This window comes from Peptoniphilaceae bacterium AMB_02 (genome assembly GCA_036321625.1).
Lineage (GTDB): Bacteria > Bacillota > Clostridia > Tissierellales > Peptoniphilaceae > Microaceticoccus > Microaceticoccus formicicus.
Window position 1 is genome coordinate 2,482,166 of the sequence record CP143259.1, and the last position, 18,421, is coordinate 2,500,586.

Annotated in this window: 15 protein-coding genes and 3 pseudogenes; 10 read left to right on the plus strand and 8 right to left on the minus strand. The window is 34.8% G+C overall.

The features are described 5' to 3' along the window. Positions 1 to 547: 547 nt before the first annotated feature. The 8 genes and pseudogenes from rsmG to rpmH form a co-directional block, all read right to left on the minus strand. Entirely contained in the window at positions 548 to 1,258 is a 711-nt protein-coding gene (gene rsmG / locus VZL98_11765) for a 16S rRNA (guanine(527)-N(7))-methyltransferase RsmG (protein ID WVH63352.1), read from the minus strand. Further along, positions 1,251 to 3,147: pseudogene (gene mnmG / locus VZL98_11770) on the minus strand (tRNA uridine-5-carboxymethylaminomethyl(34) synthesis enzyme MnmG). Before mnmG ends, rsmG begins: the two are co-directional and overlap by 8 nt. Positions 3,148 to 3,173: 26 nt before the next feature. Beyond that, the gene (gene mnmE, locus VZL98_11775; GenBank protein WVH63353.1) at positions 3,174 to 4,550 is read right to left on the minus strand and encodes a tRNA uridine-5-carboxymethylaminomethyl(34) synthesis GTPase MnmE; all 1,377 of its coding nucleotides are present in this window, start codon (positions 4,548 to 4,550) and stop codon (positions 3,174 to 3,176) included. Between the two features lie 146 nt (positions 4,551 to 4,696). Next, positions 4,697 to 5,488: an RNA-binding cell elongation regulator Jag/EloR gene (gene jag / locus VZL98_11780; GenBank protein ID WVH63354.1), complete on the minus strand. Its 792-nt coding sequence runs from the start codon at positions 5,486 to 5,488 to the stop codon at positions 4,697 to 4,699. Beyond that, entirely contained in the window at positions 5,485 to 6,195 is a 711-nt protein-coding gene (locus tag VZL98_11785; GenBank protein ID WVH63355.1) for a YidC/Oxa1 family membrane protein insertase, read from the minus strand. The genes jag and VZL98_11785 overlap by 4 nt, the downstream gene beginning before the upstream one ends. Before the next feature lie 13 nt (positions 6,196 to 6,208). Beyond that, complete coding sequence (gene yidD / locus VZL98_11790; GenBank protein ID WVH64568.1) at positions 6,209 to 6,421, minus strand: membrane protein insertion efficiency factor YidD; 213 nt, start codon at positions 6,419 to 6,421, stop codon at positions 6,209 to 6,211. Position 6,422: 1 nt separating this feature from the next. Then, the gene (gene rnpA, locus VZL98_11795; protein ID WVH63356.1) at positions 6,423 to 6,776 is read right to left on the minus strand and encodes a ribonuclease P protein component; all 354 of its coding nucleotides are present in this window, start codon (positions 6,774 to 6,776) and stop codon (positions 6,423 to 6,425) included. Positions 6,777 to 6,786: 10 nt separating this feature from the next. Continuing rightward, complete coding sequence (gene rpmH / locus VZL98_11800) at positions 6,787 to 6,921, minus strand: 50S ribosomal protein L34 (GenBank protein WVH63357.1); 135 nt, start codon at positions 6,919 to 6,921, stop codon at positions 6,787 to 6,789. 488 nt (positions 6,922 to 7,409) lie between these two features. Here rpmH and dnaA point away from each other — a divergent pair, with 488 nt between their 5' ends. From dnaA to VZL98_11850, 10 genes and pseudogenes are all read left to right on the plus strand, one after another. After that, positions 7,410 to 8,807, plus strand: a complete 1,398-nt coding sequence (gene dnaA / locus VZL98_11805; protein ID WVH63358.1) for a chromosomal replication initiator protein DnaA — start codon at positions 7,410 to 7,412, stop codon at positions 8,805 to 8,807. A gap of 231 nt (positions 8,808 to 9,038) precedes the next feature. After that, positions 9,039 to 10,145: a DNA polymerase III subunit beta gene (dnaN, locus tag VZL98_11810; protein ID WVH63359.1), complete on the plus strand. Its 1,107-nt coding sequence runs from the start codon at positions 9,039 to 9,041 to the stop codon at positions 10,143 to 10,145. Next, entirely contained in the window at positions 10,145 to 10,357 is a 213-nt protein-coding gene (locus tag VZL98_11815; GenBank protein WVH63360.1) for an RNA-binding S4 domain-containing protein, read from the plus strand. Before dnaN ends, VZL98_11815 begins: the two co-directional genes overlap by 1 nt. 16 nt (positions 10,358 to 10,373) lie before the next feature. Continuing rightward, the gene (gene recF, locus VZL98_11820; GenBank protein ID WVH63361.1) at positions 10,374 to 11,489 is read left to right on the plus strand and encodes a DNA replication/repair protein RecF; all 1,116 of its coding nucleotides are present in this window, start codon (positions 10,374 to 10,376) and stop codon (positions 11,487 to 11,489) included. A 3-nt stretch (positions 11,490 to 11,492) separates the two neighbouring features. After that, complete coding sequence (locus VZL98_11825) at positions 11,493 to 11,753, plus strand: extracellular matrix/biofilm biosynthesis regulator RemA family protein (GenBank protein ID WVH63362.1); 261 nt, start codon at positions 11,493 to 11,495, stop codon at positions 11,751 to 11,753. A 20-nt stretch (positions 11,754 to 11,773) separates the two neighbouring features. Beyond that, positions 11,774 to 13,685 (plus strand): annotated as a pseudogene (gyrB, locus tag VZL98_11830) (DNA topoisomerase (ATP-hydrolyzing) subunit B). Between the two features lie 9 nt (positions 13,686 to 13,694). Beyond that, positions 13,695 to 16,133: a DNA gyrase subunit A gene (gene gyrA, locus VZL98_11835; protein ID WVH63363.1), complete on the plus strand. Its 2,439-nt coding sequence runs from the start codon at positions 13,695 to 13,697 to the stop codon at positions 16,131 to 16,133. A gap of 17 nt (positions 16,134 to 16,150) precedes the next feature. Further along, complete coding sequence (locus VZL98_11840) at positions 16,151 to 16,462, plus strand: STAS domain-containing protein (GenBank protein ID WVH63364.1); 312 nt, start codon at positions 16,151 to 16,153, stop codon at positions 16,460 to 16,462. Between the two features lies 1 nt (position 16,463). Next, a complete protein-coding gene (locus VZL98_11845) occupies positions 16,464 to 16,817 on the plus strand; it encodes a hypothetical protein (GenBank protein WVH63365.1) in 354 nt (117 codons plus the stop codon). Between the two features lie 4 nt (positions 16,818 to 16,821). Next, positions 16,822 to 17,605 (plus strand): annotated as a pseudogene (locus tag VZL98_11850) (SigB/SigF/SigG family RNA polymerase sigma factor). The last annotated feature ends 816 nt before the right edge of the window (positions 17,606 to 18,421 follow it).

Genomic DNA, 18,421 nt, shown 5'->3' on the forward strand with positions numbered 1-18,421 from the left:
TTGAGATTCATTACGAAATTACGGAAACTTTCATGTAAAGAAGTTCTAAGAACTGGGTTATTGGTAAGAATTCGACTGCAAAAAAAGGACCGTAAAAATAAGAGAATGTAATGTATGAACTTAAGATGGGTTCTGCTATAGGAGATGTGGAAAAATCTGTCTTTGAAGGCCTCCATCTGACGAGGGAGGTGGGTTTGCGAAGCAAACTCGGAGGGAGAGATAACCCTAGGCTGCAATTATTTTAGCACTATTCTAATAGATCCGTATGTAAATAGAACAGTATAGAGTCAATTTTAGGAGTAAATGATGAAGTGACGACATTTCCTAATTTTTTCTACGACGTCATTGCATTACTGGTTGATCGTTCTATTAGTAAGTATTAAATGTGGATATAAGGTTAAATGTAGATCAAGATAAAATCATCTTATTTTAGCTGATTTATTAAATGACGCCCCTTAAGTCATAGACTTTGAAACCCCCTAATCCTCATGTTGAGTTGATATAGGGGGTTTCATAATGTTTTAACTATTTAATTCAATTCATTTGTCTAAAGCGGTTTACTCTTTGGCTTGCCACCCGCTCTAGGGTATTTTTTAGAAGTGCTTTTAATCTTCTTTATACTTATTAGGAATCTCTTATGATCTCCTTCGACTAGCTCATACTCGATAATATCCTCAGGTTTTCCTCCCAGAATCTCGATGGCATTTTTTGCATCTTTGAGCTCTTCTCTTCCTGCAGATCCTTTCATGGATACGAAATGACCGGATGGTTTTACAAAGGGAATACAGAATTCCGAAAGCGTATCAAGTGATGCAACGGCTCTTGAGACACAAATATCGTATTTTTCTCTATATGCAGGATCTCTGCCCAGTTCTTCTGCTCTTGCATGGATGGCTCTGACTTTTTTTAATCCCAGATCCTCGATTACGAATTCTAAGAAACCAATACGTTTCTTTAATGAATCCAGTAACAAAAACTCTGTATCCGGCATCATTATTGCAAGTGGTATTCCTGGAAATCCGGCACCTGTTCCTATATCTATGATTTTCTTTGCACCTTTTATCTCATCCAGCTTTAAAAGCAAGAGGCAATCATAAAAATGCTTAATATCAAACTCTTCATCATCTGTTATAGCAGTTAAATTGAACTTTTGATTCCATTCCAGTACCAGCTCTTTATATCTTGTAAGCTTTAGTATGTTTTCTTCACTTAATTCAATATTTGCAGAAGCTGTCAGTTCAGTAAGTTTACTACTCATTTTGCCTCCTTTGCATCTCCAAATAAATTAACAATACATTTATATCGGATGGTGAAACTCCGGAAATTCTGCTTGCCTGACCAACCGATTCAGGTCTGAAATTATTAAGCTTTTGGACAGCTTCATTACTTAAACCTTTGACTTGCTTATAATCTTCTATATGAGCTATGGATTTCTTTTCCAGCTTCTTAAACTGCTCTATCTGGAATAATTGTTTTTCTATATATCCTTCATATTTGATTATCGTCTGTACTTGGTTTTTAACCTCAGTCTCAAGGTTTGGCCTTTCAGTATCCAGTACTGCAAGCATTTCATAATCCAGCTCAGGTCTTCTGATTAAATCATATAGACTAAGTGCAGTTTTAAGCTCTGTTGTACCAAGCTCTACCAGAGTATTATTGCTGCTAGCGGTAGGCGTTATTATTACCTTCTTTAATCTTGCGAGTTCATCTTCTATAGCTGCTTTCTTCTCGGTAAACCTCGCATATCTCTCTTCGGTAACCAGCCCGATATCATATCCTTTTTGAGTCAGTCTTAAATCGGCATTGTCCTGTCTTAAAGTGAGTCTGTACTCCGCTCTTGAAGTCATCATCCTATAAGGTTCATTTGTTCCCTTGGTTACCAAGTCATCTATCAACACGCCTATATAAGCATCGGATCTGTCCAATATAAAAGGCTCTTTTCCTTTTATATTGCAAAATGAATTTAGTCCGACTATCAAGCCTTGTGCTGCAGCTTCTTCATATCCGGACGAACCGTTAATCTGACCTGCAAAAAACAGATTTTCTATTTCCTTATGTTCAAGTGTTTGTTTTAATATGGTCGGATCTATACAGTCATACTCGATACCGTAAGCAGGTCTCATAATCTTGACATTCTCCATACCGATAACCGACTTGTACATATCTATCTGAACTTCGTAGGGAAGAGTGGAACTTATGCCTTGAGCATACATCTCTTTTGTATCAAGTCCTTCAGGTTCCAAAAATATCTGGTGTTCTTCTCTTTCCGGAAATCTTACTATCTTATCTTCTATAGAAGGACAGTATCTTGGACCGATACCGGCAACCTCACCTGAATACATAGGGCTTCTACTAAGGTTTTTTTGAATAATCTCTTTGGTCTTGGCCGTTGTATATGTCAGATAACAGTCCCTTTGTTCTCTTTGTATATCTTCGGATTTATTCATAAAGGAGAACGGAATTATTTCATCATCACCTTTTTGAACCTCCATCAGTTCTAAATTTACTGAGTCCATATGAACCCTGGCAGGTGTTCCGGTTTTGAAACGTCTTAACTCTATATCATTTTCTAAAAGCGACTTAGACAAAAACTCAGCGGATGTCATACCATGAGGACCGCCTGTATACTGTAGTTCTCCCATTAAAATAAGTCCCTTTAGATATGTTCCGGTGGCAATAATCACACATTTACCAGTATATATGCCTCCTGCCAAAGTCTTTACACCTACTACTTTTTTATCTTTTATGATAATCTCTGAAGCTTCCAGCCTGTATCAAATCCAAATTCTCTTGATTCTCCAGAACCTGTTTCATTTCTATATGATATTTATATTTATCTGCCTGTACTCTTAATGAGTGAACAGCAGGTCCTTTAGAGGTATTCAGCATTCTCGACTGAATAAAAGTCTTATCTATATTAATTGCCATCTCTCCGCCAAGTGCATCTATTTCCCTAACCAGATGTCCCTTACCGGTTCCTCCGATATTCGGATTACAAGGCAGATCGGCCACAGATTCCATACTGATAGTCATTATAAGTGTTTTGAGCCCCAGTCTAGCTGAAGCAAGTGCAGCTTCACATCCTGCATGACCAGCACCTACGACTACCACATCATATGAACCGTCATCAAAATATTTCATTTCCAATATATCACCATCTTTCAATTACAAAATTACTTACCTATACAAAATTCACTGAAGATTTTATCAAGAACCGACTCAGGTGTAGTCGACTCGCCTGTAATTTCTCCAAGTTTTATCCAGGAGTTTCTAAGATCAACCTCCGCACAGTCTATAGGTATACCTGATTCTATAGCATCGATCGCATCTGACAAACTCTGTTTTGATTCTCTTAATAGTTTTTCATGTCTCGAGTTAGATATTATTATATCGCTGTCCATATTTATATCGCCTAGATAGAAAAGCTCTACTATAGACTCTTCAAGTTCTTTAATGCCTATCTCATGGTTCATCGAAGTTTCTATAATCCTCACTTCACCGATTGTGTTTTCAATCTCTTCCTTGGCAACTATACTTCCAAGGTCAACCTTATTGAGTAGCACTATTGTCTTTTTATCCTTGATTATCTCGAGTATCTTATGGTCCTCTTCGTCCAGTTCATTTGATATGTCGAAAATCGCAATAATTAAATCTGCATTTTCAGACAATTCCAAGGATCTCTCAACTCCTATTTTTTCAACTATGTCGTCTGTTTCCCTTATTCCTGCAGTATCTACAAGTCTAATAGCCACTTCATTTATATTGATAAATTCTTCAATCATATCCCTCGTAGTTCCGGGTACATCAGTAACTATTGCTCTATTTTCTCTAAGCAGATTATTAAGTAGGGAAGACTTTCCTACATTCGGTTTACCCAGGATGATAGTATTTACACCATCCCTTATTATCTTACCCTTATTGGAAGTATTTATAAGTTCCGACATTTCTTCCAATAGCATTCTACCGTCTTTTATGACCTTTGAAGTGTTGAGTTCTTCTTGACCGTCCTCGGAAAAATTGATAGCCACTTCTACAAACATCAATATCTCCATAAGGGAATTTCTAAGACTTGAGATTTTGTCTTTAAGACCGCCTTTTAGTTGATTTATTGACTGCTTGTAAGAAGAATCCGTCTTTGCTTTTATTACATCTATGACCGCTTCAGCTTGAGATAAATCGAGTCTCCCATTTAGAAAAGCTCTTTTTGTAAACTCACCTCTCTCGGCTATATCAGCTCCTCTTTTAAGTAGGAGCTCCAAAACTTTTTTGACACTTACAATACTTCCATGTGTATATATTTCTACCATATCCTCTTTAGTATAAGTATAGGGTGCGTGCATAAAAGCAACCAGTACTTCATCTATGAGAGTATCTCCATCATATATATGACCGTATAGAAGTTTTCTATTACTATCATCACTTATTTCTCTATTATTAGCAGGTACGAAAACGGATTTTCCGATTTCTATAGCTGTTTTTCCACTCATTCGAACAATTCCTATTCCAGCTTCCCCAATGGAAGTGGATATTGCTGCAATTGTCTTATCCATAAATATCCCTTTCTCTATGCTCTATTTTAATATTCATTATATATTATAACCTTTTTATATTCTACTATGAATAGTATATGTAGTTCCATCTATTAATAAATAAATAGAACCCGGATTTTCCGGGTTCTTTCATTCAGTTTTATGTTCTATTTTCTGTTAAACTTAATGATTACTCTACGATAAGGTTCTTCACCTTCGCTCATGGTGCTTACACCATTAACTTTTTGTAGAGCGGAATGTATGATTCTTCTTTCATACGGATTCATTGGTTCCAGTCTCATATTTCTCTTATATCTCTTAGCTCTTTCAGCTGTCTTTTGTGCCAATCTTATTAAAGATTCCTCACGTTTTTTTCTATAAGAGTTAATATCTATAACGACTCTGGTATATTCTTCTACAGATTTGTTTTGTGCTAAATTAACTAGATACTGTATGGCATCGAGAGTCTCGCCTCGCCTACCGATAATGATCCCTATGTCGCGATCATCGGCATTTTTAATCTCAATCTCAATTCCTGATTCTGTTTTAACTACATCTAAATCAGCTTTGATGTCCATTCCACTAAGTATGTCATTTAAAAGATTCACTGCAATCTCTTCATCCGATTCACTTGCTACTTTTTCGATTTTTTCTTGGTGGAATTCTTCTGTCTTTTCTTCGACTTCTTGCACTTTTTCAGCTACAGGTTCACTTATCTCTTTTGCTTTCTCCTTAGTTCCATTAGAGAAAACCTCTTCTATTATTTCAGATACTTCAGATTTTTCTTCCGGAATGCTGACTCTTACAACTGCATCCTTTGAACCTATAAAACCGAAAAGCCCGCTCTTGGGTTCTTCCAATATTTCTATCTTTGCTTTTTCTTTTGTAGTATTTAATACTTCCAATGCTTGAGATACAGCTTCATCAACTGTTTTTCCTGTTCTAATTACCGATTTCAACTAGCTGTTTCCCCCTTTTTAATGAAGAATTTCATTATAGCTCGAATAATAATCTCACTGATATTACTTGTCGCCCAGAAAAGTATTAAACCTGCCGGCCAAGATCTTGAAAAGAAAAACATCATTATAGGCATCATGTATTTCATCATCATATTCATCGATTGCATATTCTTGTCTCCGCCTGGTTGCTGAGTCTGCATCAACGATGAATAAGCAAACATCGATACCGCATATACAAGTGGTAAACCGTAGATATAAGGATCCGGATTACTTAAATCAGGTACCCAGATGAAATTCTTAGCAATCTCATGGATTTGTGTACCCTTATCCAGCATATATTCAGCCGGATTCCTGATAACACTAAACATTGCAAATACTATGATTATTGGAATAAGCATCGGTAGACATCCACTTGCGGGATTATAATTGTTTTCCTTATACAATTCCATAATCTTTTTGTTTTGTGTCGCAGGATCATTTGCATATTTCTTTCTTATTGCTTCAACTTGCGGGTTTAGTTCTTGACCTCTTTGAGCATTTCTGGTCCCTTTTAAAGTCAATGGCATTGTAAAAATCTTTTGTAAAAGAGCCATTGCTATCAGTGCTAGTGCATAGTATGAAATATTTTTCGGTTCATTACCCATTGCCGTCAATGATTGATAAATGAACTTTAATATAGCACCTAGTGCATTTGTTAATATACTCAAATTTAACCTCCTGTTAATCTAAAGGATCATATCCACCTTTTGAAAATGGATTACATCTTAAGATTCTCCAAACACTTTTTATGGTAGCTTTAAAAAAACCGTATCTGCTGAATGCTTCGAGAGCATACTGAGAACATGTAGGATAATATTTACACTTATTGGATCCAAATAATCCTGAAACATATTTTCTATAAAATTTTATAATATATATGGCAAGACTATTCATATCATTTTTTTCCCTTGGTTCTCTTTTTTCTATTAACAATACCGAACACGTGAATCAAAGATCGGCTAAGCTCCTCAAAATTCATATCTTTAGTGTTTTTTTTAGGGATTATGACTATGTCATATCCCTTAATCAATGTATGTTTATTGAGTCTTATAATTTCTCTGAGCTTTCTTTTAATAGCATTTCTTTCTACAGCAGTACCAAATTTTTTTGTTACAGTAAAGCCTATTCTAGAAGTAGAGAGGTTGTTCTTTAAAGTGAGTATTGTAAATTCTCTATTCCAATAACTACTACCTCGTTTATAAACAGTTTGAAATTCTCTATTTTTCCTTAATCTAAGGCTTTTTTCCATATTTCACCAATTATGCTGTTAATCTTTTTCTTCCTTTTAGTCTTCTTCTTTGAATAACGGCTCTTCCGGATTTAGTTCTCATTCTCTTTCTAAAACCATGATTTTTCTTTCTTCTTCTTACATTAGGTTGGAAAGTTCTTTTCATTTGTGCACCCCCTAGCTTATAAAATACATTGATTAATAAATAAATGAAATAAACCTAAAACACTAATAAAGATTATAAATATATGTGCATCAAAAGTCAAGATTTTAGATGATTTTAATTCATTTATATATTTGATAAATGCCTATTTTTTCCTATTTTACACCTGTGGATAAATTTGATATAGACTTTATTATTTGATATAATATAACCAGATGTTAATTATATTTTAAATCACGTATTTTTGAACATTTATGCACATTGTGTGGATAATTTGTTGATATCTATACTGTTAAATACCCACTTTATATGAATTTTTCATAGTTTTAACACAATATGATATAATTATCCACATACATGTTGATAAAGTTGATTATTTATAAAATACTCTGCTATCTCAGCTTTTTTAGCCGGTTTAGCTATTTTATTTTGTGTTGATAAGTATAAACTTAATTTTGCCGGACTACTCTGTGATTGATTGGGGGAGACAAATGAATATAGAGTTATCAAAAATCTGGGAAGAAGTGAATGAGATGTTTAAGGTCGAGCTTTCCGAACTTACATACAATACATGGATTTCCAGCATGAAACCTATAGCTTTCAATGGAGATACAATCTTTGTTCATTCACCAAACGACTTTACTCGAAGGATGATAGAACAAAGATATAAAAAAACACTCGAAAAGTATCTTCATTTTTTACTGAATAAAAATATTGAAGTAATACTAGTAGATCCTTCTACTGAAGAAAAAACACTTGAAATCTATGCACAAAAATCAGACACTTTTATACCAATAAGTGAACCTGAGATTACTGACAGTGATGTGGAAACTCAAAAACCTACTACAGCAAACGATAATAGAAATAGAAACAGACTTATATCTAAATACACATTTGAGAATTTCGTAGCAGGTAAAAGTAACGAATTTGCACTCTCGGCATCCATGGCAGTTGCTGAATCTCCAGGAACATCTTATAATCCTCTCTTTATATATGGAGGAGCCGGACTTGGAAAAACACATCTTATGAACGCATGTGCACAGAAAATTCAAGATACCTATCCCGAAAAAAAAGTAGTCTACCTAAGTAGTGAAACCTTTACAAATGACCTGATTTCATCACTTAATAATAGAAAAAACAGGGAATTCAGAAAAAAATACAGAGAAGTGGATGTACTATTGATAGACGACATCCAATTTATTGCAGGTAAAACCGGTACACAGGAAGAATTTTTCCACACTTTCAACGATCTTTACAATGCAAATAAACAAATTATAATATCCTCGGACAGACCTCCAAAAGAGATAAAAACCCTTGAAGAAAGACTAATTTCCAGGTTTGAATGGGGATTGATAGCTGATATCCAGCAGCCTGACTTTGAAACAAGAGTCGCCATCCTAAACAAAAAGGTGGCAATGGAAGGGATTTACGTACCGAATGATGTACTGGAATACATCGCAATGAATATAAAATACAATATTAGAGAACTGGAAGGAGCACTATTAAAAGTAATAGCTTATTCCACTCTGATGAAAGTGGATAACATAAACCTTCCATTCGCAAAAGAAGCACTTAAAAAACTTATCAGTGAAACCGAAGAAAAAATTATAACCATAGACCTTATAAAAGATATAATAATCGACAATTACGCACTTCAAAGCGGAGATTTGGAATCGAAAAACCGATCGCGAAATATAGCCTTCCCTAGGCAGATTGCAATGTATCTTTCAAGACAGATGACTGATTTATCGCTTTTAAAAATTGCCAACTCATTCAATAGAGACCATAGTACGATAATACATGGTATAGAGAAAATTACACAACTTGCGACGGAAGACGAAGACTTTAGAGACGAAATAGATGCTCTTATAGAGAGAATAAAATCATAATCCACAAAATGTAAATAACTGATGTTGATAACTTGTGGATAACTCAAAATTATAAATCATAAAATATGAGCTGTTGATAGTGTTGATAGAATAGAGATTTATCTAGGTATTATCAACAGAATATTCAAGATAGAAGATAGAGTATTTTCAACGAATAACAAAGATATCCACATTATATACATACTCTACTACTACTATTACTATTTAATAATAAGAATAAGGAGGATTTACGTGAAGATAATAATTAATCAATCAGATTTGCTAAAACAAATAAATATTGCCCAAAAAGCAATCTCAGCCAGAACGACAATGCAGGTACTTGAAGGTATATTATTTGAAGCAAAAGATGGATATTTGACCCTTTTGGCAACGGATTTTGACATGGCTATTATTACAAAAACTGCTTGTACTATTGAAGAAGAGGGAAGTATAGTAATAAACTCCACCTTATTTGGAAATATAACAAGAAAATTACCGGACTCACCAGTGTCAATTACAGTAAAAGATAAAAATATAAAAATAAAATGTGAAAGTATAGAATTCAATTTAACCGGACTGGATCCTATTGAATACCCATCGCTTCCGGAAGTTGAAACGGATAAAAAACTGCTAATAAGCGAAGAACTACTTAGTAAATCCATAAAACATACACTCTTTTCAACATCCATTGATGACACCAGACCTGCACTTATGGGAGTACTTTTGGATATAGAAAGAGATAATATAAACTTCGTATCACTTGATGGATATAGATTGTCCAGAGTAAGAATAAATATAGATGATGCACCTGATATAAAAGTAATCATACCTGCCAGAAGTTTAGGTGAACTGGTAAAAATAATAGAACCCGGACAAGATATAAAGATATCCACAATGAGTGGACATATCTTATTTGAATTCGGAGATACTAAATTTTACTCCAGACTACTAGAAGGAAAATTCGTAGACTATGTTTCAATTCTAAACGAAAAATACTCTTCTTATGTAAAGATAAACAGACAGAGCATGGTAGACTCACTAGAAAGAATCTCCTTACTTGCAAGAGAAGACAAAGCAAGACTGGTTAAAATACTATTGGACGATAACACATTGGAAATCAAATCCAATACGGAAATTGGTGACGGTTATGAAAAACTTTCATGTGAACTGGAAGGAGAAGGCATCAATATAGCATTTAATAATAAATACTTACTTGAAGGTATCAAAGTTATCGACACAGATGAAATAAAGATAAATCTTAAAGGTATGATAAATCCGGTTACAATCGAACCGATAGACGGAGACATCGACTATACCTACCTAGTACTGCCTGTAAAACTTAAGAGTGAGGAATTTTGATGAATACCAAAAAAATCAAAATAGACAGTGAATTTATAAAACTGGACCAATTATTGAAATACGCTTCACTGGTTCAGTCAGGTGCAGAGGCAAAGATGCTCATAAATGACGAACAGATTATAGTAAATGGTGAAATTTGCACCATGAGAGGTAAAAAACTCCGTCCTGGAGATACCATTGAATTTGAAGATCAAAAAATAATAATAGAATGATAGAAGAGGAACTGCCTTGTATATTTCAGATTTAAAATTAATAAATTATAGAAATTATAAAAATGAAAAAATGGAATTTATCAATGGCATCAATATTTTTATCGGTGGCAATGCACAAGGCAAGACAAATCTACTAGAATCAATCTACTATTGCAGTAGAGGAAATTCTTTTAAAAGTGTTAAAGATAGTGATATAATAAGGCATAATTGTGATCGGGCAACACTTGATGCACAAATAATCAGAAATGATAGAAGAAAACTTATCCACATAGAGATTGGAAAAGAAAAGATAATAACTATTAATGATCTAAGAATCAAATCTTTAAAGGATATGAAAAGTCAGTTCGATATAGTATACTTTTGGCCGGATCATCTCAGAGTAGTTAAAGATGGTCCTTCATTAAGAAGAGAACTGGTAGATGATGCAATAACGACTATAAGACCTTCTTTTAATAGATTGCACAATACTTTTACCAGACTCATAAGTCAAAGAAACAGCTTACTTAAAAAATCACAGACTACTAGATATTTTAAAGAACAGTTGATAAGTATAACAAAACAAATTGCTGAAATCGGTGCAGTCATAACGATAATGCGCCACAAGTACGTAACCATACTAAAGGGGATATCGAGTAAAATCCACTCCGAAATAACAGGAAATTCCGAGGAACTGGACATGGTATACATGAACTCTTTACCGGATATTGAACTTATCAGCATAGAAAGAGAAGAACTGACCGGATTACTCTATGAAAAGATAATGTCATCACTTGAGACAGACCTAAGATACGGACATACCTCGAATGGTCCACATAGAGATGATTTGGAACTGCTTATAAACGGCAAGGACTCCAAAATATTCGCATCTCAAGGTCAGCAGAGATCGATAATTCTGAGCATAAAACTTGCAGAGATGGACATCGTAAACAGATATAATAATAGCTGGCCAATCCTTCTTTTGGACGATGTATTCTCTGAACTGGATAAAAACAGAAGACAGAGATTTTTGGAAAAAATTAGTAATTGTCAGTCACTAATTACTACAAATGAAGTAAATGCAGACGAGTTAAATTATTTTAGTAAAAATATAAATATTAAGAAAATAAATGAAGGAAGAATAGTTAATAGGTGAAAAATGTATATTGATTTAGGAAATAATAATGTGGTAGCGGTAGATGAAATAGTCGCAATCATGGACAGCAATAGTGCACTAAGCTCGGAAGACAACCACAGAATACTCATAGAATACGAAAAAGACGGAGATATGATATACTGTAGCAATCAGAATTTTATAAAATCTTATGTATTATGTGATGGATCAAACGGAAAAAAGATATATTCATGTTCCTTTAGTCCAAAACTACTTAAAGATAGACTGGTATCTCCCATTATCTAAACTGAAGAAGGGGTTTTTAAATGACAAATAATAGAGAATATGGTGCTGATGATATTCAAGTATTGGTAGGACTTGAACCGGTTAGACTTAGACCGGGAATGTACATCGGCTCTACAAGTACTACAGGGCTTCATCACTTGGTATACGAAGTAGTAGACAATAGTATAGATGAGGCACTTGCCGGTGTTTGTGACACGATAAAAGTCGTAATATACGATGACGGATTTATATCTGTTGAAGACAATGGATCCGGAATTCCCGTAGAAAAACATAAACAAACCGGTAAATCCACACTGGAAACAGTACTTACAGTACTTCATGCCGGTGGAAAATTTAATAATGGGGCTTATAAAGTATCCGGAGGACTGCACGGAGTAGGTGTTTCAGCTGTAAATGCACTATCCGATAGTCTTATAGCTACAGTTAGGCGTGGTGGATACGAATATAGACAGGAATTTTCCAAAGGAGAGCCCGTAACTCAACTGGAAGTTGTAGGTGAATCTAATGATCATGGAACGATGATTAAATTCAAACCGGATGCAACTATATTTGACGACGTCAATTTTAACTTCTCAACACTTGAGACTAGATTCAGAGAAATGGCTTTTCTTAACAAAGGCATAAGAATAGAACTTGAAGATAGAAGAGAAGAAGACAAAAAAGTAGAATTCCAATTCTCAGGTGGTATTAAGTCCTTTGTTGAATACTTAAACAAGAAAAAAACACCAATCCACAAAGAAGTAATGTACTTTGAAGGTGTGGTAAATGACATAGGCATAGAGATAGCAATGCAGTACACCGATGCCTACTCAGAAAATGTACTCACATTTGCAAATAATATCCACACCACCGAAGGTGGAAATCACCTGAGTGGACTTAGAACAGCACTAACCAGAACACTAAACGAATATGGTAGAAACTACAATATAATAAAAGAAAAAGAAGAAAACCTACAAGGAGAGGATACAAGAGAAGGTTTGACGGCGATAGTATCCGTAAAACTTAAAAATCCTCAATTTGAAGGACAGACAAAATCAAAACTGGGAAATAGTGAAGCAAGATCTGCTGTGGACTCATTTTTATCAAATGAACTTATGATATTCTTAGGAGAAAATCCTAAAATAGGAAAGATAATCATTGAAAAAGCAATGAGTTCGGCAAGAGCCAGAGAAGCAGCGAGAAAAGCAAGAGACCTAACCAGAGAAAAAATCCATACTCGACAATACCACATTGCCCGGCAAGCTTGCAGACTGTCAGTCCTCAGACTTATCTGAGACAGAAGTATTCCTGGTGGAGGGAGATTCTGCGGGAGGTTCTGCGAGAACAGGTAGAGACAGAGTATTCCAAGCCATACTTCCACTACGTGGTAAGATAATGAATGTTGAAAAAGCAAGAATAGACAGAGTACTAGGTTATGAAGAAATAAAAGCCATGATAACGGCTTTCGGTACCGGTATAGGACAGGATTTCAATATTGAAAATCTTAGATACGGAAAGATAATAATAATGACGGATGCCGACGTAGACGGAGCGCATATAAGGACATTATTACTCACATTCTTCTTCAGATACATGAGAGAACTCATAGAAAAAGGACATGTATATATAGCTCAACCTCCTCTTTACGGAATAAAAAGAGGAAACAAAGTAGTTAAATACTGTTATGACGATGAAGAATTACAGAGTAGTTTGGATGAACTTGGAAGAGATAAGCATAAAATTCAAAGATATAAAGGTCTCGGGGAAATGAACGATGACCAATTATGGGAAACAACGATGAATCCGGATAACAGAGTATTGTTAAGAGTTAATATCGATGACAGTACTACTACGGTAGATGAAGTATTCAGCACACTGATGGGAGATAAAGTAGAACCAAGACGTGAATTTATTGAAGACAATGCTAAATACGTAAAACATCTAGATGCATAGGGGGATTAAATGACAGAAGAAAAAGGACATGTCGGTATTTTAGATGTTGATATAGAAGAACAAATGAAAGATTCTTACCTCGATTATGCGATGAGCGTAATCGTGGCAAGAGCATTACCCGACGTAAGAGACGGCTTAAAACCGGTACACAGAAGAATAATATACGGAATGCATAAACTAGGTCTTACACCTGATAAAGCATATAGAAAATCTGCTGCACTTGTCGGGGATGTAATGGGTAAATACCATCCTCATGGAGACAGCGCAATCTACGATGCAGTTGTAAGACTTGCTCAGGATTTCAATACCAGGTACTTACTGGCAGATGGACAAGGTAACTTTGGCTCAGTAGACGGTGACGGTGCAGCGGCAATGCGTTACACCGAGATAAGAATGACAAAACTCACTACAGAATTACTAAGAGACCTAGGAAAGGAAACAGTAGACTTTCAACCAAACTACGACGAATCTGAAGAAGAACCGGTAGTATTACCATCCAGATTTCCTAACCTATTAGTAAACGGATCTACAGGAATTGCAGTTGGGATGGCTACAAATATGGCTCCCCACAACCTTGTTGAAGTAACCGATGCCATAACCGCATACTTAGATGACGAAGAAATCGAACTTAGCGAACTGATGAAAATGGTTAAGGGACCAGACTTCCCAACGGGAGCATGGATTATGGGTCAGCAGGGAATCAAAGACGCCTATAAAACCGGTCGTGGTAAAGTAATCATCAGAGCTGTTGCAAAAATAGAAGAACTAAAAAATAGAGAGAGAATTATAGTCTCCGAAATTCCATATCAGGTAAACAAATCAAATCTTATAATCAAAATCGCCGAACTCGTAAAAGAAAAACGAATTGAAGGCATTTCCGATTTAAGAGATGAATCCGATAGACGAGGTATGAGAATTGTTATAGAACTTAAAAGAGATGCAAATGCAAATGTAGTTCTAAATAATCTCTACAAATATACGCAAATGCAGGTTACATTCGGAATAATCAACCTTGCACTTGTAAATGGTGAACCGAAAGTACTAAATCTTAAAGAACTGATAAGTCACTATACTGCACATCAAATAGAAGTAGTGACCAGAAGAACGAAGTACGATCTGAGAAGAGCAGAAGCCAGAGCACATATTATCGAAGGCTTGAAGATAGCGATAGATAATATAGACGAAATAATCAAAATAATCAGATCAAACTACTCTGATGTCGACATCAAGAAGATATTTTTCGAAAGATTCGGCTTAAGCGACCTTCAATCTCAAGCAATACTGGACATGCAGCTTAAGAGATTATCAGGACTTGAAAGAGAAAAACTCGACAATGAATACGAAGAACTAATAAAGGAAATTGCAAGACTTAAAGAAATCCTTGAAAATGATAGAATTCTAAGAGAACTTATTAAACAGGAACTTAGAGAAATTGCAGATAAATACGGTGACGAAAGAAGAACGGAACTTAAACCAGATGCCAGAGAGATAGATACCCTGGAATTAATCGAAAGAGAAGAAGTTCTAATCACCCTTACAAATGAAGGATATATCAAGAGACAACCTGCCGACAACTACAAAGTACAGCAAAGAGGCGGAAAAGGAATCGTAGGACTTACAACCAAAGAAGGAGACTTCGTAGAATCAATGTTTGTAACGACTACTCATGATACACTTCTATTCTTCACAAATCAAGGAAAGGTATTTTCACTAAAAGCTTATGAAATACCTGAGGGTAGAAGACAAGCCAAAGGTCAGGCCATAATCAATCTTCTAAACATCTCCAAAGATGAGAAGGTTACGGCCGTAATACCGCTTAATGCAGACCGTGATCAAATAGAATCATTGGTATTTGCAACAGCTAAAGGACTCGTTAAAAAGACGCCTTTAGACATGTTCCAAAACATAAGAAAGAGTGGGATATGGGCCATCAGCTTAAAAGAAGATGATGAACTGATTGCGGTAAGATACACTTCTGATGAAGCAAAAATGATGCTTATCACAGAAGGCGGTATGAGTATCAAATTTGAACTATCAGACATCAGACCTATGGGTAGAACTGCAGCCGGAGTAATAGGTATAAGACTTAACGAAGGCGACCGTGTAGTCTCCATGGAAATGGTGGATGACAGCAAATACCTGCTTGTAATCTCCGAATACGGATTTGGAAAGAAAACACTGCTTGGCAGATATAAAGTTCAAAACCGTGGCGGTAAGGGTATCAAAACCTATAAAATAAGTAAAAAGACAGGACAACTCGTAGCTGCTAAGATAGTAGATGCCGAAGATGACATCATAGCAGTATCCTTACAATCAGACATCATAAGACTTTCGGTTAAAGAGATTTCCACACAGGGAAGAGACACAAGTGGAGTTAAACTGAAAGATATCAACAGAGACAATGACAGAATAGTAGCAGTAGCTAAATATATCGATCAAGAAGACTAAGATTTAAGGAGGAATAGATGAGTTTAAACTTAAATGTTACTACAAAAGAGAATGAAAGTTTAATTTCACTCAGTGGTGATTTAGATATATATACATCACCCGAATTCAGCAAGGGAATACTGAATGAATTTGAAAAAAACGGAAAAGACATCGTAATAGATGCATCACAACTGGACTATATAGACTCAACAGGTTTAGGTGCATTTATAAGTGTATATAAAGCTTTAACAGAATCTTCTAAGACCATCAAATTGATTAATGTTAAACCAAATGTAAAGAAAATATTTGTAATAACTGAGCTCGACAAGTTATTTAAGATAGAGGAATAGTATGAATAGAGAAGAAATAACACTGACAATTCCCGGAAAACCAAAATATATTTCTACAGTTAGACTTACTACTTCATCTATTGCAAACAAAATCTGTTTAGACATAGACTGCATAGAAGATTTAAGAGTCGCAATATCCGAAGCATGCAATATCGCGATTGATGAAAGAGGCATAAAGATAGACTATATTGTCGATGAAAACAGTATAGAAATAAAAGTAACCGTGCCTGAAAGTAAAATCAATTACAAAAGCGATCAAAGCCTAAACTTGGGCAAACAGATACTCAGTACCTTGATGGATGAAGTAGAATTTACAGAGGACTTTATATTGCTTAGAAAGTTTGCTAGGGAGTAGTAATATGAGTGATAAAGCAAGAAACTCCAAAAATGCTTTAGAACCTGCAGAAATAAAAGAAATGTTTAGAGAATTTAAAGAGACCAAAGACTTTAAATTGAGAGACAGATTGATAGAAGAACATCTCTATATTGCAGACATTTTGGCTAAAAAGTATGTAAACAAAGGAATTGAATACGACGACCTTTACCAAGTTGCAAGTATTGGTCTTATACTTGCGATCGACAGATACGATATCGATAAAGGATACGAGTTTTCGAGCTATGCAACCCCTACCATTATCGGTGAAATCAAAAAGTACTTTAGAGATAAAGGCTGGGTGATAAGAGTACCCAGGAGAATCCAGGAGATGAGTAAAAGAGTAAATAATGCCAGAATTTACCTAAGCCAAAACCTTCAAAAATCTCCAACGATAGCAGAAATCGCTGACTATCTGGAAATCTCCGAAGAAGAAGTACTTGGAAGCAATAGAGGGAAGTAGAGTTTACTCACCCCAATCACTTGACGCATCATTTGAAATAACTAATGATGAAAGAGAAGTAAACCTGTCAGACTTAATCGGTGAAGAAGACAAACACTTCGATCAAATAGAATTCGCCGACTTTATAGAAAGAACAATGGTAAAACTAAATGAAGTAGAAAAAGTTATACTCATAGACAGATACTTTGAAAAGAAAACCCAAGTATCCATAGCAAAAAAACTCGACATATCTCAAATGACAGTATCCAGAATCGAGAAAAAAATCATTGAGAAGTTCAGAAAAGAAATGAATATTGCAGACGATTAAGGAGCCTTGTCAGCTCCTTTTTTGGTTAAAACGCAATTACGATTCTTAAAAATGTAAGAATAATAGTTCTATTTATAGTAATAAAATTCCCATATTATCATACTTTACAATTTTATGACATAAGGAATTTAATTTAGCTTTTAATTATAATTGAATAAATAAAGCTACGGCTTAGTATATAATATACTTATAAAACTATCTTACTTCAGGCAATCTATTCTGTCTGAAGTTTTTTTATAATATGTTTTGTGAAAATTGAGATTCTTAAAATTTTGAATTACCCTATTTGTGGTTTTAAGTGAAAGTAGAGAAAAAGTGTCCCTTTTTCGGATTTAAACAGTTATATAAGTAAAGGAGTGAAATAATCTTGAACCTATAGAATTTATTATCTCACTTCAAGATAAGGACAAAAAATCGAATTAATAAGAAAGATGGTGTGGAGTTTAGTGTATTAATTTCAAGAGTCACTATAAGTGGAAAGATGTACTTACAAAGAAATATAAATGGTGTTTGGACAAAAGCAAAAGTTGGTAGGATGATATCACCACTTATACAGGTAGTCTTAGCTTACAGAGAAAAATGGAGGTTGTCATATGATTAACAGATGCATAGGCAGGTATAAGAATGGAGATGTAGATTTTCTATAACAGGGTTTAAAGGAAAACTGCAGTAATGGATTTAAATTTGTTTTACATTAAAGTTAGCAAGCATTTAATTTAGGAGTAATTTAATCAATATACAATAGTATTTTACTATACTCAAAAATATACAAACCAGATTTTACAGAATAGTAATATAGAGGAGGCTATAAGTGAC

Excerpts from the sequence above, each read along its gene's own strand:
- rnpA (WVH63356.1), bottom strand. The coding sequence starts at position 6,776 with ATGGAAAAAAGCCTTAGATTAAGGAAAAATAGAGAATTTCAAACTGTT.
- VZL98_11840 (WVH63364.1), top strand. The coding sequence starts at position 16,151 with ATGAGTTTAAACTTAAATGTTACTACAAAAGAGAATGAAAGTTTAATT.
- mnmE (WVH63353.1), bottom strand. The coding sequence starts at position 4,550 with ATGGATAAGACAATTGCAGCAATATCCACTTCCATTGGGGAAGCTGGA.
- VZL98_11825 (WVH63362.1), top strand. The coding sequence starts at position 11,493 with ATGTATATTGATTTAGGAAATAATAATGTGGTAGCGGTAGATGAAATA.
- dnaA (WVH63358.1), top strand. The coding sequence starts at position 7,410 with ATGAATATAGAGTTATCAAAAATCTGGGAAGAAGTGAATGAGATGTTT.
- VZL98_11815 (WVH63360.1), top strand. The coding sequence starts at position 10,145 with ATGAATACCAAAAAAATCAAAATAGACAGTGAATTTATAAAACTGGAC.
- yidD (WVH64568.1), bottom strand. The coding sequence starts at position 6,421 with ATGAATAGTCTTGCCATATATATTATAAAATTTTATAGAAAATATGTT.
- VZL98_11845 (WVH63365.1), top strand. The coding sequence starts at position 16,464 with ATGAATAGAGAAGAAATAACACTGACAATTCCCGGAAAACCAAAATAT.
- rpmH (WVH63357.1), bottom strand. The coding sequence starts at position 6,921 with ATGAAAAGAACTTTCCAACCTAATGTAAGAAGAAGAAAGAAAAATCAT.
- rsmG (WVH63352.1), bottom strand. The coding sequence starts at position 1,258 with ATGAGTAGTAAACTTACTGAACTGACAGCTTCTGCAAATATTGAATTA.
- gyrA (WVH63363.1), top strand. The coding sequence starts at position 13,695 with ATGACAGAAGAAAAAGGACATGTCGGTATTTTAGATGTTGATATAGAA.